The organism is Proteus penneri (assembly GCF_022369495.1).
Taxonomy (GTDB): Bacteria; Pseudomonadota; Gammaproteobacteria; order Enterobacterales; family Enterobacteriaceae; genus Proteus; species Proteus penneri.
The window spans coordinates 2853788-2873187 of the sequence record NZ_CP059690.1 but is presented as its reverse complement, the minus strand read 5'-3'; the positions used below and the strand labels follow the sequence as shown (position 1 = coordinate 2873187).

15 protein-coding genes and 5 pseudogenes are annotated in these 19400 nt (G+C 50.1%); 15 read left to right on the top strand and 5 right to left on the bottom strand.

Going from position 1 to position 19400, the window contains the following annotated elements; translation table 11 throughout:
- Positions 1-38: 38 nt before the first annotated feature.
- From H1225_RS13030 to H1225_RS12995, 8 genes and pseudogenes are all read left to right on the top strand, one after another.
- A pseudogene (locus tag H1225_RS13030) lies at positions 39-1067 on the top strand (IS91-like element ISCR2 family transposase); the annotation flags it as partial.
- Positions 1068-1412: 345 nt separating this feature from the next.
- Positions 1413-1925 carry a dihydrofolate reductase gene (locus H1225_RS13025; RefSeq protein WP_086371372.1) on the top strand — a complete coding sequence of 171 codons (513 nt, stop codon included), beginning with the start codon at positions 1413-1415 and terminating at the stop codon, positions 1923-1925.
- A gap of 82 nt (positions 1926-2007) precedes the next feature.
- Positions 2008-2283, top strand: coding sequence for a toprim domain-containing protein (locus H1225_RS13020; RefSeq protein ID WP_239739147.1), 276 nt, complete (start codon positions 2008-2010; stop codon positions 2281-2283).
- 72 nt (positions 2284-2355) lie between these two features.
- Positions 2356-3382 (top strand): annotated as a pseudogene (locus tag H1225_RS13015) (IS91-like element ISCR2 family transposase); the annotation flags it as partial.
- 30 nt (positions 3383-3412) lie between these two features.
- Positions 3413-4297 (top strand): DUF3363 domain-containing protein, encoded by an 885-nt coding sequence (locus H1225_RS13010; RefSeq protein ID WP_021598067.1) that lies wholly within the window; start codon positions 3413-3415, stop codon positions 4295-4297.
- A gap of 216 nt (positions 4298-4513) precedes the next feature.
- Positions 4514-5728 carry a chloramphenicol/florfenicol efflux MFS transporter FloR gene (gene floR, locus H1225_RS13005; RefSeq protein WP_023300759.1) on the top strand — a complete coding sequence of 405 codons (1215 nt, stop codon included), beginning with the start codon at positions 4514-4516 and terminating at the stop codon, positions 5726-5728.
- 27 nt (positions 5729-5755) lie between these two features.
- Positions 5756-6061, top strand: a complete 306-nt coding sequence (locus H1225_RS13000) for a LysR family transcriptional regulator (RefSeq protein ID WP_001255015.1) — start codon at positions 5756-5758, stop codon at positions 6059-6061.
- Between the two features lie 111 nt (positions 6062-6172).
- Positions 6173-6577 (top strand): annotated as a pseudogene (locus H1225_RS12995) (IS91 family transposase); the annotation flags it as partial.
- Positions 6578-6683: 106 nt separating this feature from the next.
- Here the strand turns inward: H1225_RS12995 and H1225_RS12990 are convergent.
- From H1225_RS12990 to sul2, 3 genes are read right to left on the bottom strand one after another with little or no spacing between them, the layout of a single operon-like run.
- A complete protein-coding gene (locus tag H1225_RS12990) occupies positions 6684-7520 on the bottom strand; it encodes an aminoglycoside O-phosphotransferase APH(6)-Id (RefSeq protein WP_000480968.1) in 837 nt (278 codons plus the stop codon).
- Entirely contained in the window at positions 7520-8323 is an 804-nt protein-coding gene (gene aph(3'')-Ib, locus H1225_RS12985; RefSeq protein ID WP_001082319.1) for an aminoglycoside O-phosphotransferase APH(3'')-Ib, read from the bottom strand. Before aph(3'')-Ib ends, H1225_RS12990 begins: the two co-directional genes overlap by 1 nt.
- Positions 8324-8383: 60 nt before the next feature.
- Positions 8384-9199, bottom strand: coding sequence for a sulfonamide-resistant dihydropteroate synthase Sul2 (gene sul2, locus H1225_RS12980; RefSeq protein ID WP_001043260.1), 816 nt, complete (start codon positions 9197-9199; stop codon positions 8384-8386).
- 470 nt (positions 9200-9669) lie between these two features.
- Here sul2 and H1225_RS12975 point away from each other — a divergent pair.
- Positions 9670-10983 (top strand): annotated as a pseudogene (locus H1225_RS12975) (DUF4158 domain-containing protein); the annotation flags it as partial.
- A 678-nt stretch (positions 10984-11661) separates the two neighbouring features.
- Here the strand turns inward: H1225_RS12975 and H1225_RS12970 are convergent.
- Positions 11662-11895, bottom strand: a pseudogene (locus tag H1225_RS12970) (Y-family DNA polymerase); the annotation flags it as partial.
- Between the two features lie 7 nt (positions 11896-11902).
- Positions 11903-12352, bottom strand: coding sequence for a translesion error-prone DNA polymerase V autoproteolytic subunit (gene umuD, locus H1225_RS12965; RefSeq protein WP_000116661.1), 450 nt, complete (start codon positions 12350-12352; stop codon positions 11903-11905).
- On the opposite strand from umuD, the gene H1225_RS12960 reads away from it, so the two are divergent.
- From H1225_RS12960 to H1225_RS12935, 6 genes are all read left to right on the top strand, one after another.
- Positions 12351-12608 (top strand): hypothetical protein, encoded by a 258-nt coding sequence (locus H1225_RS12960; protein WP_000182836.1) that lies wholly within the window; start codon positions 12351-12353, stop codon positions 12606-12608. The genes umuD and H1225_RS12960 overlap by 2 nt on opposite strands.
- Before the next feature lie 382 nt (positions 12609-12990).
- The gene (locus tag H1225_RS12955; RefSeq protein ID WP_000196208.1) at positions 12991-13896 is read left to right on the top strand and encodes a 3'-5' exonuclease; all 906 of its coding nucleotides are present in this window, start codon (positions 12991-12993) and stop codon (positions 13894-13896) included.
- Positions 13897-13983: 87 nt separating this feature from the next.
- A complete protein-coding gene (locus H1225_RS12950; RefSeq protein WP_000284112.1) occupies positions 13984-14283 on the top strand; it encodes a hypothetical protein in 300 nt (99 codons plus the stop codon).
- Between the two features lie 321 nt (positions 14284-14604).
- Positions 14605-15555, top strand: a complete 951-nt coding sequence (locus tag H1225_RS12945; RefSeq protein WP_025611179.1) for a WYL domain-containing protein — start codon at positions 14605-14607, stop codon at positions 15553-15555.
- An 8-nt stretch (positions 15556-15563) separates the two neighbouring features.
- Positions 15564-18155, top strand: a complete 2592-nt coding sequence (locus H1225_RS12940; protein WP_025611180.1) for a type I restriction-modification system subunit M — start codon at positions 15564-15566, stop codon at positions 18153-18155.
- 1 nt (position 18156) lies between these two features.
- Complete coding sequence (locus H1225_RS12935) at positions 18157-19386, top strand: restriction endonuclease subunit S (RefSeq protein WP_025611181.1); 1230 nt, start codon at positions 18157-18159, stop codon at positions 19384-19386.
- Positions 19387-19400: the final 14 nt, after the last annotated feature.

The following is a 19400-nucleotide window of genomic DNA, read 5'->3' as shown; positions in this document are numbered from 1 at the left end:
CGGGCAGGAAGGGGAGTTGATACAAAGATGGGTATTGGCACCTGGTCAAGAAAGCGGGCCATACCCACCAAGTGGCCAAGACGGGCGCGGTCACCCTGATCCAGCGTTTTGGATCGGCGCTCAATCTGAATGTTCACTTCCACATGCTGTTTCTCGACGGTGTGTATGTCGAGCAATCCCACGGCTCAGCGCGTTTCCGCTGGGTCAAGGCGCCGACCAGCCCAGAGCTCACCCAGCTGACGCACACCATCGCCCACCGGGTGGGTCGCTATCTGGAACGGCAAGGCCTGCTGGAACGGGATGTCGAAAACAGCTATCTGGCCTCGGATGCGGTGGATGACGACCCGATGACACCCCTGCTGGGGCACTCGATCACTTACCGTATCGCTGTCGGTTCACAGGCGGGGCGAAAGGTGTTCACTTTGCAAACTCTGCCGACCAGTGGTGATCCGTTCGGTGACGGGATTGGCAAGGTAGCCGGGTCCAGCCTGCACGCCGGCGTGGCGGCCAGGGCCGATGAACGCAAGAAGCTCGAACGGCTGTGCCGGTACATCAGCCGCCCGGCGGTATCCGAGAAGCGGCTGTCGTTAACACGAGGCGGCAACGTGCGCTACCAGCTCAAGACGCCGTACCGGGACGGCACCACGCACGTCATTTTCGAACCATTGGATTTCATTGCAAGGCTGGCCGCCCTGGTACCGAAGCCCAGAGTCAACCTAACCCGCTTCCACGGGGTGTTCGCACCCAACAGTCGGCACCGGGCGTTGGTCACGCCGGCAAAACGGGGCAGGGGCAACAAGGTCAGGGTGGCTGATGAACCGGCAACACCAGCACAACGGCGAGCGTCGATGACATGGGCGCAACGGCTCAAGCGTGTTTTCAATATCGACATCGAGACCTGCAGCGGCTGCGGCGGCGCCATGAAAGTCATCGCCTGCATTGAAGACCCTATAGTGATCAAGCAGATCCTTGATCACCTGAAGCACAAAGCCGAAACCAGCGGGACCAGGGCGTTACCCGAAAGCCGGGCGCCACCGGCTGAGCTGCTCCTGGGTCTGTTTGACTGACGAGCCTGAAGGCCAACGATACCAATCAAAATGCTGCGTTCACAGCGCCGCGGCAGGGATCCGCCGTGCTGGTTGTCGGAAAAGGAGCCGCTAGTGGGAAAGAGGAGGGTAAATTTTCAGCGTTGCTGGCTCCCCGTCAGCCGGATTGGGTTGCATCGCAGGGGTGTCGAAAGAGTCAACTGCGGTCCAAAGCTGTTGGACTTGGGTGAAAAGGGCGTTTATTCTTCCTATACGTATGATTCAAACTGCAGATGAGTTACATTTGAAAGAAAAGGTGAAAAAACCAATTGAGAAATTATTGCATGTGCTTAATGCCTCAAATAAAAAATTAATTATTCAATACCGATCATTATGAAACTATCATTAATTGTTGCCATGGATAAAAATTTTGGCATTGGTAAAGACAACGATTTGTTATGGAAATTGCCGGCTGATATGAAATTCTTTAAAGAAACTTCAACAGGTCATGTAGTAATAACCGGACGTAAAAATTATGAATCTATTCCTGAGAAATTTAGACCCTTGCCAAATCGTGAAAATGCCGTTTTAACTCACCAAATCGGCTATCAAGCACCAGGAGCTCATGTCTTTTTTTCACTTACTGAATGTTTAGAGTTCTATAAAAATGAAACCGAAAGAACTGTTTTCATCATTGGTGGGGGACAAATTTATGCAGAAGTTATGCAGCGAAACATCCTTCAAGAAATGTATATCACACAAGTAGATGGAGTGTTTGACGCAGATACTTTTTTTCCTAAATTTTCTGAATCTGAGTGGAATAGTGAAACTGTACTGAAACAGGGTATTGATGAAAAACACGCTTTTGCTTTTGAAATAAAAAAATATACACGTAAATAACTCTAAAACTTACTGTTTTTGTTGAAATGTTTTGTATGTAACGGTTTCAAAACTTCAACGACCTTACTAACTTTGCCTCCTTATGATTTTATGTATAGCTGAAAAACCTTCTGTGGCAAAAGATATTGCCGAAGTAATTGGTGCAAAACAACGCAACAACGGCTTTTATGAAGGAAATGGCTATTGGGTAACCTGGACTTTTGGCCATCTGTGTACATTGAATGAACCCCATGATTACAAAGAAAATTGGAAATACTGGAAATTGGAAGATCTGCCAATTGTACCTAAAAAATTTGGCATTAAACTAATTGATAACGATGGAGTAAAAGGCAATTTGCTGTTATTGAAAAATTGGTAGCATCTTGTTCTGAAGTCATCAATTGCGGGGATGCCGGGCAGGAAGGGGAGTTGATACAAAGATGGGTATTGGCACCTGGTCAAGAAAGCGGGCCATACCCACCAAGTGGCCAAGACGGGCGCGGTCACCCTGATCCAGCGTTTTGGATCGGCGCTCAATCTGAATGTTCACTTCCACATGCTGTTTCTCGACGGTGTGTATGTCGAGCAATCCCACGGCTCAGCGCGTTTCCGCTGGGTCAAGGCGCCGACCAGCCCAGAGCTCACCCAGCTGACGCACACCATCGCCCACCGGGTGGGTCGCTATCTGGAACGGCAAGGCCTGCTGGAACGGGATGTCGAAAACAGCTATCTGGCCTCGGATGCGGTGGATGACGACCCGATGACACCTGCTGGGGCACTCGATCACTTACCGTATCGCTGTCGGTTCACAGGCGGGGCGAAAGGTGTTCACTTTGCAAACTCTGCCGACCAGTGGTGATCCGTTCGGTGACGGGATTGGCAAGGTAGCCGGGTCCAGCCTGCACGCCGGCGTGGCGGCCAGGGCCGATGAACGCAAGAAGCTCGAACGGCTGTGCCGGTACATCAGCCGCCCGGCGGTATCCGAGAAGCGGCTGTCGTTAACACGAGGCGGCAACGTGCGCTACCAGCTCAAGACGCCGTACCGGGACGGCACCACGCACGTCATTTTCGAACCATTGGATTTCATTGCAAGGCTGGCCGCCCTGGTACCGAAGCCCAGAGTCAACCTAACCCGCTTCCACGGGGTGTTCGCACCCAACAGTCGGCACCGGGCGTTGGTCACGCCGGCAAAACGGGGCAGGGGCAACAAGGTCAGGGTGGCTGATGAACCGGCAACACCAGCACAACGGCGAGCGTCGATGACATGGGCGCAACGGCTCAAGCGTGTTTTCAATATCGACATCGAGACCTGCAGCGGCTGCGGCGGCGCCATGAAAGTCATCGCCTGCATTGAAGACCCTATAGTGATCAAGCAGATCCTTGATCACCTGAAGCACAAAGCCGAAACCAGCGGGACCAGGGCGTTACCCGAAAGCCGGGCGCCACCGGCTGAGCTGCTCCTGGGTCTGTTTGACTGACGAGCCTGAAGGCCAACGATACCAATCAAAATGCTGCGTTCACAGCGCCGCGGCAGGGATCCGCCGTGCTGGTTGTCGGAAAAGGAGCCGCTAGTGGGAAAGAGGAGGGTAAATTTTCAGCGTTGCTGGCTCCCCGTCAGCCGGATTGGGTTGCATCGCAGGGGTGTCGAAAGAGTCAACTGCGGTCCAAAGCTGTTGGACTTGGGTGAAAAGGGCGTTTATTCTTCCTATACGTGCCGCGTTCCAGGCGGCGACTATGAGGGCTATGTCGATGCCCATGTGCGCCGGCTGGAGGCGCTACGCCGGGCCGGTATCGTCGAGCGGATCGACGCCGACCAATGGCGCATCCCCAATGATCTGGTCAGCCGTGCCGCCGCCCATGACGCCGGCCGAGACAGTCAGGCCAGCGTTCGCGTCCTTTCCCCGGTCGATCTGAACAAACAGATCGGATCGGACGGCGCGACCTGGCTGGACCGGCGGCTGATCCACGGCGAGACGGCCGACCTTGCGCCAACCGGCTTCGGGCAACAAGTCCGCGAAGCCATGGACCAGCGCCGCGAGCACCATATCGAACAGGGCGACGCCACCCGCAGCCGGGACAGCCGCGTCTTCTACCGGCGCAACCTTCTCGCCATCCTGCGGGAGCGCGAGGTAGCCGGCGTCGGATCGGATATGGCTTTGAGTAAGGGCCTGCCGTTCCGCGCCGCCACGGACGGCGAGAGCGTCAGCGGCAAGTTTACCGGAACCGTGCATCTATCGAGCGGCAAGTTCGCCGTGGTCGAGAAATCCCATGAGTTCACCCTTGTCCCGTGGCGGCCGATCATCGACCGCCAACTCGGCCGCGAGGTTATGGGCATCGTGCAGGGCGGGTCGGTGTCGTGGCAGTTAGGGCGGCAGAGGGGGCTGGAACGCTGAGTGCGCCCATGCCGCATTGCGAAGCAAAAGATAATCGGATAAAATGTAGCAATTCATATTCGTAAGCGTGGAGTAATCAGATGGGAAATTCCAAGTCAGCAGACAAGTAAGCCGCAACAACCAGTATTGTTGTTGCGGCGCTCTGTAAGGCTAGTCTCATCTGATTGCTGACGAGCAGACGTCGCCCGGTATTCCTTAATCGAGGGTTGATTCGTCATGACCACCACACGCCCCGCGTGGGCCTATACGCTGCCGGCAGCACTGCTGCTGATGGCTCCTTTCGACATCCTCGCTTCACTGGCGATGGATATTTATCTCCCTGTCGTTCCAGCGATGCCCGGCATCCTGAACACGACGCCCGCTATGATCCAACTCACGTTGAGCCTCTATATGGTGATGCTCGGCGTGGGCCAGGTGATTTTTGGTCCGCTCTCAGACAGAATCGGGCGACGGCCAATTCTACTTGCGGGCGCAACGGCTTTCGTCATTGCGTCTCTGGGAGCAGCTTGGTCTTCAACTGCACCGGCCTTTGTCGCTTTCCGTCTACTTCAAGCAGTGGGCGCGTCGGCCATGCTGGTGGCGACGTTCGCGACGGTTCGCGACGTTTATGCCAACCGTCCTGAGGGTGTCGTCATCTACGGCCTTTTCAGTTCGATGCTGGCGTTCGTGCCTGCGCTCGGCCCTATCGCCGGAACATTGATCGGCGAGTTCTTGGGATGGCAGGCGATATTCATTACTTTGGCTATACTGGCGATGCTCGCACTCCTAAATGCGGGTTTCAGGTGGCACGAAACCCGCCCTCTGGATCAAGTCAAGACGCGCCGATCTGTCTTGCCGATCTTCGCGAGTCCGGCTTTTTGGGTTTACACTGTCGGCTTTAGCGCCGGTATGGGCACCTACTTCGTCTTCTTCTCGACGGCTCCCCGTGTGCTCATAGGCCAAGCGGAATATTCCGAGATCGGATTCAGCTTTGCCTTCGCCACTGTCGCGCTTGTAATGATCGTGACAACCCGTTTCGCGAAGTCCTTTGTCGCCAGATGGGGCATCGCAGGATGCGTGGCGCGTGGGATGGCGTTGCTTGTTTGCGGAGCGGTCCTGTTGGGGATCGGCGAACTTTACGGCTCGCCGTCATTCCTCACCTTCATCCTACCGATGTGGGTTGTCGCGGTCGGTATTGTCTTCACGGTGTCCGTTACCGCGAACGGCGCTTTGGCAGAGTTCGACGACATCGCGGGATCAGCGGTCGCGTTCTACTTCTGCGTTCAAAGCCTGATAGTCAGCATTGTCGGGACATTGGCGGTGGCACTTTTAAACGGTGACACAGCGTGGCCCGTGATCTGTTACGCCACGGCGATGGCGGTACTGGTTTCGTTGGGGCTGGTGCTCCTTCGGCTCCGTGGGGCTGCCACCGAGAAGTCGCCAGTCGTCTAACCGACGACTGGTAGCAGGCCCGCTCCGATGCGGCGCACTAACCATCGAAACCTCGTGAATGTCGGTATCCTGTCTGGCAGGATACCGCTCATTTCCCTTGTTCAGTTCATCGCCGTCGCCGAGCATCTGAATTTTCGGCATGCGGCCAAGGCACTTGGTATCAGCCAGTCGAGCGTCAGCGCGCGTGTGAAAGCGCTGGAGGATAACCTTGGTGTCCTGCTATTTGAGCGCCATGCGCGGGGCGTTCGGCTAACAGACGCAGGCAGGCACTTCATGGAGCGTGTCACGGCGGGTGTCGATCAACTCGATCACGCAGTGAAGACCGCGGAGTGACGGGCACTGGCTGGCAATGTCTAGCAACGGCAGGCATTTCGGCTGAGGGTAAAAGAACTTTCCGCTAAGCGATAGACTGTATGTAAACACAGTATTGCAAGGACGCGGAACATGCCTCATGTGGCGGCCAGGACGGCCAGCCGGGATCGGGATACTGGTCGTTACCAGAGCCACCGACCCGAGCAAACCCTTCTCTATCAGATCGTTGACGAGTATTACCCGGCATTCGCTGCGCTTATGGCAGAGCAGGGAAAGGAATTGCCGGGCTATGTGCAACGGGAATTTGAAGAATTTCTCCAATGCGGGCGGCTGGAGCATGGCTTTCTACGGGTTCGCTGCGAGTCTTGCCACGCCGAGCACCTGGTCGCTTTCAGCTGTAAGCGTCGCGGTTTCTGCCCGAGCTGTGGGGCGCGGCGGATGGCCGAAAGTGCCGCCTTGCTGGTTGATGAAGTACTGCCTGAACAACCCATGCGTCAGTGGGTGTTGAGCTTCCCGTTTCAGCTGCGTTTCCTGTTTGGGGTCGTTTGCGGGAAGGGGCGGAATCCTACGCTAAGGCTTTGGCCAGCGATATTCTCCGGTGAGATTGATGTGTTCCCAGGGGATAGGAGAAGTCGCTTGATATCTAGTATGACGTCTGTCGCACCTGCTTGATCGCGGCCGCGATAGCTAGATCGCGTTGCTCCTCTTCTCCATCCGCGTTCCAAGCTGCGGAAAGGCACCCATAAGCGTACGCCTGGTCGAGCAGGCGACGCGGATCGACGTCCAGCGCACGAGAGAATGCGTCCGCCATCTGTGCAATGCGTCTAGGATCGAGACAAAGGTCGTCTCTGTCAGCCGGATCGTAGAACATATTGGCGGCGCCAAAGCCCACTTCACCGACCAGACCGACGGGATCTATCACCAGCCAGCCGCGACTGGAGAACATGATGTTTTCATGATGCAGATCGCCATGTAGCCCACGCAGTTCCGAGGCATTGCTCATCATTTGATCGGCTATAATCGCCGCGTGGACGTAGTCAGTTTGACAACCTGCGTTTTGATCATCGCGCGCCCGCTGAAACAAAGCTGCAAAGCGATCCCGGATCGGGAGAAGGGCAGAAGGCAGGGGTTCCTCAGATGCGGCATACAGCTTCGCCATTAGTTCCGCTGCAATTTCGGTCGCCTGGTAGTCGCCGTGCTCGGCAACGATGTGAGAGAGCATTCGCTCCCCGGCATATTCGAGCAACATCAGATTGTTCTCACGACCGAGCAACCGGACTGCTCCCCTCCCATTGCGCCATACCAGATAGTCGGCCCCGCGCAGTTCATCAGCAATGTCTTCTATAGGTTTCAATCCCTTGACGATTGCAGGAGTCCCGTCTGGCAATGAAACTTTCCAAACGAGGCTGGAAAAGGTGTCCGCAATGAGAACAGGTTGCGAAACGTGCCAATGAGCAGGAAAAACAGGCGGCATGAACATCAACCCCAAGTCAGAGGGTCCAATCGCAGATAGAAGGCAAGGCGTTCGCGGTCGGGGGCTTCGATCCCCAATACATTGAATAGGACAGCGAAGGCGCGCTCTGCTTCATCTGGCGCTGCCCAGTTCTCTTCGGCGTTAGCAATCATGAGTGCCAAATCGGCATAGCGATCTGCTGTTCCGAGCCGCCCAAGGTCGATCAGACCCGTGCATTGAAGAGTTTTAGGGTCCACCATGAAGTTCGGCATGCAGGGATCACCATGGCAAACAACCATATCGGTGCGCTCTTGGTCGAGCCGCACCGGTAGCTCTCGTTCGACACGAGCCAAAAGATCGAGCTGCGGCGTACTCTTGTCCTCGTCCGGTAAGAAGTCGGGATTGACGGCATTGCGGGACACCACATCAACGGCGCGTCCGAACATTCGCGACAGCCTGCGCTCAAACGGACATTGATCAACCGATAGGCTGTGAACAGCGCCAAGTTGCTGCCCCATTGACGGCCACGCTTTGAGCAAATCCGCTCCAGACAGATCAGCCGCCGGTACTCCCGGAATTGCCGTTATCACCAAGCATGCACCCTCCTGTTCCTCCTGCCAGTTGATGACCTCGGGGCAAGCCACACCTCGACCTTTGAGCCAAATGAGGCGGTCACGCTCTCCAGCGAGCTCACCGCGGCGGGAAGCAGGTGCGATTTTCGCGAAGGCATGCCCGTCACCACGTCGAAAAACAAAATCACCAGATTCTCCGCCTCTGACAGGCAACCAGTCAGAATGCGATTCACCAAAAAAAATATTAGTTCGATTCAATGGAGGTTCCTTCAGTTTTCTGATGAAGCGCGAATATAGAGAAATATCCCGAATGTGCAGTTAACGAATTCTTGCGGTTTCTTTCAGCGCCGCCAATACCGCCAGCCCGTCGCGCAAGGGGCGCGGCTCGTGTGTGCGGATGAAGTCAGCTCCACCTGCGGCGGCGGCAAGCTCTGCAGCGAGTGTCGCGGCCCCGACATCCCCCGGACCACGGCCTGTGAGCGCGCGCAGAAAGGATTTGCGCGAAACAGACAGAAGCACCGGCAAATCGAAGCGCAGCCGCAATTCATCGAACCGCGCCAGCACCGAGAGCGAGGTTTCGGGAGCAGCCCCCAGAAAAAACCCCATGCCGGGATCAAGGACAAGGCGGTTGCGTTTGATACCGGCACCCGTCAGCGCCGCGATGCGCGCGTCAAAGAACGCCGCAATGTGATCCATGATGTCGCCAGCGGGTGCCTCGCGCCGATCTGCCTGCCCGTCTTGCACCGAATGCATAACGACGAGTTTGGCAGATGATTTCGCCAATTGCGGATAGAACGCAGCGTCTGGAAAACCGCGAATATCATTGAGATAGGCCACACCACGCGACAAGGCATAGGCTTGCGTCGCGGGTTGATAACTGTCGAGCGAGACGGGAATGCCATCTGCCTTGAGCGCGTCCAGCACCGGCGCGATACGCGCGATTTCTGTGTCGGACGAAACAGGCGCGGCGTCGGGATTGCTGGATGCCGGACCGAGGTCGATCACATCTGCCCCCTCGGCCATCAGCTTACGCGCCTGCGCAATGGCTGCGTCTGGCGCCAGATACCGGCCTCCATCGGAGAAACTGTCCGAGGTTATGTTGACGATGCCGAAAATGATGAGCGATTTATTCATGGGGGCTTCTATAATAATAATAATCGAGCATGAGTCTCATACGGATGCTCGGGTCGAAAGGGAATCCCCAGGCGAGTAACCTGTTTGCGGTGATCCATTAGCTGCAGGAGCAGAATAGCATACATCTGGAAGCAAAGCCAGGAAAGCGGCCTATGGAGCTGTGCGGCAGCGCTCAGTAGGCAATTTTTCAAAATATTGTTAAGCCTTTTCTGAGCATGGTATTTTTCATGGTATTACCAATTAGCAGGAAAATAAGCCATTGAATATAAAAGATAAAAATGTCTTGTTTACAATAGAGTGGGATACAGACACGCTTGATATGTTTGGAGATGGGGTTCTAGGGATTTTCCCCTCTAAAAAGACTTAATCCTCTGTAGACCACACCAATAAATGGCTGCGGAGGTGGGTTACTACTTATAAGTGTGGCAAATTAGGTAAATATCGTACATTTAATACGGAACAGCCCTGATATGGCCATCAAAAACGAAATTACTATTCTCACGAGAGCAGAACAGGCAGATCTTTATTCCCCACCCATTTTTTCAATCGAAGAACAACGTCTGTACTTTTCTCTGAACGATGCGGAATTGGCAGTTTTTCGGTCAATTCGTCTCAGAGCTCATAGATGTTACTTTGTCGCGATTTTGGGATACTTCAAATCAAAGCCCGTCATCCTAGATATCGCTTACTCGCAGGTTTCTAAGGATTTAATGTTCATCAGTAAAGAGCTGCTTGGCGGCAAGGGGCTCAGACCATTCACTCCCTCACAAAAACAAAAAGATCGACTCTACGCAAAAGTATTAGACCTTGCTGGTTATCACAAATGGGACGAAAGTCAGCACTTCAATTCTCTTTTCGACCACCTTGTTCAGGTGGGCAATGCCTGGCTGGAGCCGCGTTACCTCTTTGATACTGCTATTGAATTCCTAACCAGTCACAGCATTGCTATCCCTAGGTACACCGTACTCCAGAGACTGATAAGCAGAGCGATGCAGCAGGTCAGAAAAGACCTGGCGCACCAACTTAATCAACTCACCAGTCCTGAACTTCACGTCTTTCTGGACAGCATAACAGCCATTGATGACGGACTAAGCCTGAACCAGCTCAGAGGCGGTGCAAAAAGTCTGACCGTACCTGAACTTAAAAAAGAGCTTGCCCTTTATCATCAGTTAGCGCCATGGCGCACGCAAATCAATGGCGTTATCGATGGGCTTAATCTGTCTCTTAAAAATCGACAACACTTCGGTGAGCTCATCAACTATTACGGTAGTAAACTCAAACGATTCAAACGCGCACAGCAGCATCTATGGTTGCTATGTCACCTGACAGAGCGGATACAACTGGCACTGGAACGGTTAACTGATGGGTTCATTTACCATATCCGCAAGCAACAAGAAGCTGCCAACACCTTTGCACAACAAGCAGTGTTCCTGTCCTGGCAGTCAGCCGCGGACAATGTCACGAAAGCGGCAGAGTTACTGCATCTGTTTGTGGATGAGAACATTGATGATAATCAACCCTTCTCAGTAGTCAGACAACAGGCATTGAAGGTCATGAATGACAGGGATATCCAGACCCTCTGCCTTTACCTGAAAAAACAGAAACGGACCGTGGAAGAGTACCAGTGGCAACATTACGATGAACAATGCAATCTCCTGGAGCAACTGTTAAGGCAGGTGTTCTTGTGCCTTGAATGTGAGGCCGGTAAAGGCTCAGAAGCCGTCGTCGCCCAACTTCAACAGATGCAGACGGAAATCGCATTCGGTGGACCACTGAAGAGGCTGTACTTGGAGAACCACCGACTTTTCCAGTTTCATCCTTGGTATAAAGGTTTTCCAATAAATAGTCTCGATATCTCACGATTGGACTTTCCTCTACCTTCTCGGTGCAGTCATATATTGTTAACGGAGGTTTTTCATCAACCAGAAGGCCAGTCCTTGGGTGTGTATGTTCGGGGATTTCCGTGCTCAACCACCGATAGAAGCTCAATAACGCAACTGCATGGGATTGAATCGTCTTATCGGAGGATATATCTGGATCTGCCAACAAAGAGTGAAGATATAGATTCACTGGCACCACATTGATACCATCGGGGTCTATTAAAATTGGAAGTTTATGAGCAAATGGTTTTGAGTTGTCCCTAACGTCATGGATGATCTCGCCACTGTCAGGGTGTGGCCTACTTATAAATGAGGGATATTTCTCCGTACTAATCCACATAAGACAATAGTCAAAGCCGAAGTCATCTGGAAACGACCTATTTTGTTCAATCACATTAACACCTAAATCATCCGTTATTCACACTGCTAAGCCTTCCCCCAGGGGGTTACGCGTTCATACATCTACTTTTTCAAGATATTTCTTAACCAATAGTAAAAATTGTAACCACCCCTCATCTCGACGTCTAATTTATACAACCTGAAACATTACAACATGTGATGTCTAAAGTATTTCCCAACTGTAAGCGCATAGTTAGAGGAGAATGCCAAAATGCCATGGCGCTGCATTTCGGCTTTGATCTGAAAGACGGGTACGCCCATTTTAATACCGAGTAACTTAGCTTCACGCGAGCGTGCAACCACGCAGCCGTCATTGTTGGACAGCACCACAACCGGCGTATCTTTTAAATCAGGACGAAACAGCTTCTCACAACTGGCGTAAAAGTTGTTGCAGTCCACCAAGGCAAATACAGGCATGGGACAGTCACGACTTACGGCGCATGTTTCGCACCACATTGGTGACCACACCAAATATCTCTAACTCTGCCCCTTCAGGAATATGAATGGGCTCATACGCCTGGTTTCTTGGGATCAGCTTGACGCACGGCCTTAGTTGAAGCTCCTTTACCGTGAGTTCTCCATGGATGCCAGCGATGACAATGTCACCGTGTTCTGCTTGAACAGAACGATCAACCACCAAAATATCATCTGGGTGAATCCCAGCATCAATCATTGAATCACCTTCAACACGCACAAAGAACGTTGCAGCCGGTCGCTTGATGCACAGCTCGTTGAGGTCGAGCGTTTGCTCAACATAATCCTGCGCTGGTGAGGGAAAACCAGCAGAAACACGTTCCATGAACAATGGAATACGAAGGCGCTTGGCTTTGATGAAGGCAAGTGCGCCGCTACGGCCTATCAGCGAGACACTCATGACGAACCTCGAAAAAATAGAATTAATACTGTTTGTTTATACAGTATCTGATGCTATGCTGATTTCTACAAGTAAAATTGTAGGTAAAACTGTAGTTGTTCGAGTAAGACGTTGTGTCGTGGGTGATTTCTTTTTTGTGTTGAAAAGCTTGATGTGGGGATTGCTCGCCCTCGTCAAAGCCTGCAAGGCTTGGACAATACTGCTTCTGCCTACTGCTCTTGTTTCTGTTACTGATCCTGTTACTGCTACTGGTTAACGCATGGGTCAAGTAACCGTCAAACAAGGCTTGTTGAACCCTTTGCAAAGGGTTTAAAAACAGTTAGTAAAATTCTGCTTCGTATTGAATTTACTGGCTTAAAGCGAAGTCAGGAGCATCATTAAAATGCTCAGTCGAACTCAGTTCAAGCCTTTTTCAACCGTTTGAAAAGGGGTTGGCTAAGCCATACCTAAAGGGTATCGGTAAGGGTTACCTAAAGGGTTTAGCTAAGGCTTTCTGAAAGGCTTAGCCAAAGCCTTCATACATGGGTCACCCAGTAGAAAGATCAAAAAAACGCTGAGGTATCCAAGGTGCATTTAGAGAAACCTGTGGCACAGTGAAATAACCCAAAGCGAACAATAGAATTGAAGAGGAACCATCAATGACAAGAGCCCCTGCGCCATTTCCGCTAGAGCGCCTCGCGGATATTCCAGAAAGACCAGAAGATTTTAGATTGCTGGAGCGTATTCCATTAACGCGTGAGCCGCAGTCCTGGCCACTTGAACTTTCTCCTATGGTTGGTGATGAACAGCCAATGGTGCTGCTCGATACAGAGACAACCGGACTGTCTGCCGAGGACGAGTCCATTATTGAGCTTGGTATGGTTAAGGTGCTTTACAGCCCCTCTGCTCAGCGGATTGTGTCGATTGTTGATGTGATCAGCTTGTATGAAGATCCCGGTAAGCCTATCCCCGAGCTGATTACCGAGTTAACCGGTATCACCGATGATATGGTGCAAGGCCAGCACATTGATGATTCACTGGTAGCGAGTTGGTTATCCGATGATCCGCTGGTGGTTGCACACAATGCGCAGTTTGATCGTCCTTTCTTTGAAAAGCGGTTTGCTGCATTAGGCCATCTATCTTGGGCCTGTTCAGCCAGTGGCATAGATTGGAAGGCACTGGGTTTTGAAAGTCGAAAGCTTGAGTACCTGCTGCTTCGCTTAGGTTGGTTTTATGAAGGACACCGAGCTGCAACCGATTGTTTGGCGATGGCCTGGTTGTTCCATTTGTTGCCCGAGTCCGTTGCAAACTTGTTGTCTGAAGCGGACAGGCGAACTGTGTTAGTTCGTGCGTTTGGTGCGCCGTTTGACGTAAAGGACTATTTAAAAGAGCGTGGTTACCGCTGGCATGACGGTGTTAAAGGTGCCAACAAGCATTGGTGGCGCGAAATCAGCGAAGACGAGTTACCGCAGGAACAAACTTACCTGGATGATTTGTACCATCGTGGCTCAGAACATGCCCACTATGACTACAAAGATGCTCGCAATCGATTTAAAGCTTTGTAGCTCTCTATAAGTTAAGCCTTGCATATTTGAGAATCTCTGGAAAATGGAAAGTGAACTCATGGTTTAACCAACAAGAGGAATCTTTCCATGTACCAAGACACCTACATTGAATACTGGGGCGAAATCTTCGTCTCTGCCCGCATCATTGAATTTGGCATCACGTTCGAGCGCTTTCTTAAAGATCCATGGAAGCACTTGATGTCCTGTGGCCAAGAGTCTGCACCGGACGCGATTGCTGAAGGGATGCTGCCATTGCTACCAGCCCAGGCAGAAGTCGCCAGGCGCATTCGGGAGAGTGAGCAACGAGCCCTGATGTCTACAGAGTCGGACAAAGGGGTATCTCATTGCAGTTACATCGTGGTGCCACTGGTTCGGGTAGCGCATTGATTGATAGCAACTATCATCGATGGCACCAAACAAGGTCTTCACGCCCATACCTGAGCGGCAATTGCAATCCAGATCAAAAAGTTGCCGCTTAGTCTTCCCTACAAAATAATTTGTGATAGGATGATACCTAATAAAATTAATTAGGTTGAAGCCTATTCAGTGTTTTATGGCCATCTGTCCAGCTTCAACCGGTAGAGATTGATTAGTCATTGCGGATGAAGAGCAGCATTGAGTGACACTATTCAATGTGATTACGCGATGTCTGACCGTACTTTATAAACAGAGTTTTAAGAATCTGGTTGAATTGGATAAACAAGACGCATGACAAATGATGGTCTGAAACAAACGGTAGTGGTGAAGCCAGATAGGCTTTCGCAGATAGCGCAGTTGCCACAAGCAACCAGGGATCGCATTGCCCACATCGATTTCACCTTATTGTTTAAGGGAGAAGCGGTACGGGCAGACTTAGTAGATCGGTTCAGCATAGCTGCTGCACAAGCAACGAAAGACTTCACCATGTACCGAGAGCTTGCGCCAGGCAACATTGAGTATGACCAAAAGCTCAAATTGCATAAGCGCGGTGAAGCTTTTGAACCCTTGTTCGACTACGACGTTGTCAGAACACTGGCAACCATTAGCCAAGGCTACGGAGATGGCTTTACTGGAAAGGTAAAACCACCATTGGCTTGTGAAGCGCCTTATCACCTTAACAAGCCGAGTTTGTCGATAGTGGCGAAGGTCACCGAAGCCATCCACAAAGGCAAAGCCTTGAGCATTACCTATGTGTCGTTATCGAGTGGTGAAACTACGCGTGAAATAGTGCCGCATACGCTGGTGGACAATGGCCTGCGTTGGCACGTTCGTGGTTTTGACCGCAAGCATGGCCAAAGCGGAGCGCCAAATGGGTTCCGTGACTTTGTGCTTACCCGAATTAAAGCAGCGGTCGTGCTTGAGGATTCCATTCTGTCAGAGGCTGAACTTGAAACCCAAGACCGGCAATGGAATCGCTTTGTAGAGCTTGAGTTAGTACCGCACCCACGCATAGAGCACAGCGAAGCGATTGAGCTTGACTATGGCATGAAAGGTGGTGTTTTAAAGATTGAGATTAGAGCGGCAACGGCAGGTTATTTACTCAGACAATGGAATGTCGATTGCTCCAAAGCAGCTCAGCTAAAAACACCCGAATTTCATTTATGGTTAAAAAATTATCAAACTTTATACGGTGTCGGTAACCTTGCGATTGCGCCTGGTTTCGATATGGTCACAGAATAGGAAATAACATGAACAAGCAACAATTAGCCGCAAAAATCTGGGAATCAGCAAACCAGATGCGCTCAAAAATCGAAGCTAACGAATACAAAGACTACATCTTAGGTTTCATTTTTTACAAGTACCTGAGCGACCAATTAGTTCAGTTTGTCACCAAAGAGGGCATGACACCTGAAGACATTAAAGCCCTAAACGAAGAAGACGCGGACACGGTCAAGTACATTCAAGACAATCTAGGCTATTTCATCGCTTATGATAACTTATTTTCAACATGGATTGCTCCAGAGTCCGACTTTGACGAGTCTAACGTGCGCGATGCGCTATCCGCCTTTAGCCGTTTGATTTCTCCTACCTACAAAAAATTGTTTGAAGGTATTTTCACCACACTCGAAACGGGTCTTAGCAAACTGGGTGAAAGCGCGGGTAAACGTACTAAAGCCATTAGTGACCTACTGCATTTAATCAAAAGTATCCCAATGAACGGTAAGCAAGGCTATGACGTACTGGGTTACATCTATGAATACCTGATTGAGAAATTTGCCGCCAATGCCGGTAAAAAAGCCGGTGAGTTCTACACGCCGCATGAAGTCTCGGTACTGATGTCGCACATCATCGCCCACGAATTAAAACACAAAGACACCATCGAGATTTACGACCCAACGTCGGGCTCAGGTTCGTTACTGATTAATATTGGTGAAGCGGTCGAAAAATACGCCAAAAGCAAAGACAGCATTACCTATTATGCCCAAGAACTGAAAGCAAATACCTATAACTTGACCCGTATGAACCTGATCATGCGCGGGATTAAAGCCAGCAATATCAAAACCCGTAACGGTGACACCTTAGAAGACGATTGGCCATACTTTGATGAAAACGATCCGCAAGGTACTTATCATGCCCTATATGTGGATGCGGTTGTCTCTAACCCGCCTTACTCACAAGCCTGGGACCCAAGTTTTAAAGACAGCGATCCACGTTATTCGCGTTTTGGTCTTGCGCCCAAAACCAAAGCAGACTTTGCCTTTTTGCTGCATGATCTTTATCATCTAAAACCCGATGGCATTATGACCATTGTCTTGCCCCATGGCGTGTTGTTCCGTGGCGGTGAAGAAGGCGAAATTCGCAAGCAATTAATTGAGCAAAACCACATTGATGCCATTATCGGCTTACCTTCTAATATCTTTTTTGGTACTGGTATTCCTACCGTTATTTTGGTGCTTAAGCAGAAGCGTGAAAACAATGACGTATTGATTGTGGATGCCTCCAAGCACTATGTTAAAGAAGGCAAAAATAACAAACTGCAAGCCAGTGACATCAAGCGCATTGTTGATTCCGTCATCAATCGCGAAAGCATCGAAAAATTTTCGCAAGTAGTCAGCAAACAAACCCTGCGCGACAACGGCTACAACTTAAACATACCGCGTTATGTAGACTCGTCACCAGCGGCTGAAAGCTGGGATTTACACGCCACTATGCTAGGCGGCATCCCAAATAGCGAAATTGCGCAGTTACACCAATATTGGCAATCATTCCCGCAATTGCATGATGCGCTGTTTGTGGCCAAGTCTGCCGCCTACAGTGAATTAGCCATTGCCAAACGAGACGTTAATGCAACCATTACCCAGCATCCACAAGTCATCGAATTTATCAGCACTTATAACCAAGCTTTCGCCGGTTTTGATGACTATTTAAACACTACACTTATTCAAGGCTGGCAAGCCGTTAACCGTAACCAGCAAGAGCCTGAATTAAGCACCGAACTTTTCACACGCTTAGCGCCCATTGCACTCATAGACAAATACCAGGCCTATCAATATTTGAACAACCAATGGCAATTGATTAGTGCTGATTTAGAAATGATGCAAACTGAAGGATTCGTCGCCACGAAACAAGTTGACCCCAATATTGTGGTTAAAAAAGTTAAGGGCAAAGATACCGAAGTGCAAGACGGCTGGAAAGGCCACATCATGTCCTTTGATTTAGTACAACAAACATACCTGAGCGATGACCTAGCGGCTCTGGCAAAACAAGAAAACCGCCTTGTCGAAATCGCCAGCGCGCTTGAGGAAATACTCGAATCTCTAAGCGAAGAAGACAAAGAGCAAGACACGGTAAAAGAAAGCAAAGACGGCTTTGCCAATGCCGAAGTCGCCAAGGCGGCGAAAGCTTTCCTAAAAGAGCAAAAAGACAGCAAAGTTAAATTTGCAGCCGAAAGCTACGAAGCCAAGATAATGGCGGCGAGTAAACTCATCGACGAAGAGAAAAAGCTGAAAAAAGCAGTCAAAGAAGCTCAATTCGCCCTGCACTTAAAAACGAAAACCACCATCGAAGGTTTAAGCGACCAGCAAGTCAATGAATTGCTGCACCTAAAATGGATCGCGCCATTAAGCCAAGAGCTTGCTGCTATGCCAAGCGCCGTGATTACTCAGCTCACCAGCCAAGTACAAGCCCTTGCCGATAAATACTCGGTGACCTATTCGCAAGTCGCGAATGAGATTAAAACCACCGAACAAGAACTGGCAGACATGACGGGTGAACTCACTGGTAATGAATTTGATCTGCAAGGCTTAGCTGAGCTTACTAGCTTATTAAAGGGCGCTTAAGATGACCATTCAGACGAAGGCACCAGACATTCGCTTCGAGAACTTTAGTGGTGATTGGCAAGATAAAGAAATTGGAAGTATTTTAGCTGAGACAAGACGCCCAGTTGAGCTGCTCGATAACGAATTATATCAATTGGTGACCGTGAAGCGTCGCAACGAAGGTGTTGTGGCTAGAGCTTCACTAAAAGGAAAAGATATATTAGTAAAAAACTATTTTGGGATTAAATCTGGTGATTACTTAATTTCAAAGCGGCAGGTTGTTCATGGTGCCAATGGGATTGTACCAGAGAGTTTAGACAATGCTGTTGTATCTAATGAGTATCTTGTCGTAACAGATAGTGATGAAATAACTGCCAAATTTTGGACTGTGATTTCAAAGCGCCATCAGATGCATAAGCTTTTTTTTATTAGCTCCTATGGCGTCGATATTGAAAAGTTAGTATTCGATGTTACGGACTGGAAAAGTAGAGTCATTACAATCCCAGATATAACCGAACAAAGCGCTATAACTGATTATTTCCGGCAGCTAGATGGTCTAATCAACCAACACCAACAAAAGCATGACAAGCTTAGCAACATCAAAAATGCCATGCTGGAAAAAATGTTTCCTAAGCAAGGCAAAACGATCCCTGAAATCCGCTTTAAAGGATTTAGTGGGGAGTGGATGGAAGTTCAATTTAAGAGCATTGCTGGAGTAAGGAGAGGACTTACTTACAAGCCAGATGATATCGCTGAAAATGGAATTATTGTTTTGCGTTCATCAAATATTAATGTTGATAGATTCGAATTAAGAAAAGATGACGTCCAAGTCAATAAAAATGCAGTGAATATTAACCGTGTTAAAAATGGCGACATACTAATAACATCAGCAAATGGCTCAAGCAATTTAGTTGGAAAACATGTTGTAGTGTGCGGCTTAACTGTAGATGCAGTGCATGGAGGCTTTATGTTGCTAGCCGAAACAGATGTACCTCATTTCTTAAATGCTTCAATGAATACATATTGGTACGATCGATTTCGTTCTATGAATGTATCCGGTGGAAACGGAGCTATTGGAAACATTAAAGGAAGTGCTTTAGAGGAAGAATATCTTTATATCCCTAAGAAGGAAGAGCAGATCGCCATCGGCAACTACTTCCAAAAACTTGATGCGTTGATCAACCAACACCAACAACAGATCATCAAACTTAATAACATCAAGCAAGCCTGCTTGAGCAAAATGTTTGTTTAGCAGGGAGCACAACC

Excerpts from the sequence above, each read along its gene's own strand:
- H1225_RS13020 (WP_239739147.1), top strand. The coding sequence starts at position 2,008 with ATGATTTTATGTATAGCTGAAAAACCTTCTGTGGCAAAAGATATTGCC.
- H1225_RS13010 (WP_021598067.1), top strand. The coding sequence starts at position 3,413 with ATGCTGCGTTCACAGCGCCGCGGCAGGGATCCGCCGTGCTGGTTGTCG.
- floR (WP_023300759.1), top strand. The coding sequence starts at position 4,514 with ATGACCACCACACGCCCCGCGTGGGCCTATACGCTGCCGGCAGCACTG.
- H1225_RS13000 (WP_001255015.1), top strand. The coding sequence starts at position 5,756 with ATGCGGCGCACTAACCATCGAAACCTCGTGAATGTCGGTATCCTGTCT.
- H1225_RS12990 (WP_000480968.1), bottom strand. The coding sequence starts at position 7,520 with ATGTTCATGCCGCCTGTTTTTCCTGCTCATTGGCACGTTTCGCAACCT.
- sul2 (WP_001043260.1), bottom strand. The coding sequence starts at position 9,199 with ATGAATAAATCGCTCATCATTTTCGGCATCGTCAACATAACCTCGGAC.
- H1225_RS12960 (WP_000182836.1), top strand. The coding sequence starts at position 12,351 with ATGACGAACCTCGAAAAAATAGAATTAATACTGTTTGTTTATACAGTA.
- umuD (WP_000116661.1), bottom strand. The coding sequence starts at position 12,352 with ATGAGTGTCTCGCTGATAGGCCGTAGCGGCGCACTTGCCTTCATCAAA.
- H1225_RS12955 (WP_000196208.1), top strand. The coding sequence starts at position 12,991 with ATGACAAGAGCCCCTGCGCCATTTCCGCTAGAGCGCCTCGCGGATATT.
- H1225_RS12950 (WP_000284112.1), top strand. The coding sequence starts at position 13,984 with ATGTACCAAGACACCTACATTGAATACTGGGGCGAAATCTTCGTCTCT.
- H1225_RS12945 (WP_025611179.1), top strand. The coding sequence starts at position 14,605 with ATGACAAATGATGGTCTGAAACAAACGGTAGTGGTGAAGCCAGATAGG.
- H1225_RS12940 (WP_025611180.1), top strand. The coding sequence starts at position 15,564 with ATGAACAAGCAACAATTAGCCGCAAAAATCTGGGAATCAGCAAACCAG.
- H1225_RS12935 (WP_025611181.1), top strand. The coding sequence starts at position 18,157 with ATGACCATTCAGACGAAGGCACCAGACATTCGCTTCGAGAACTTTAGT.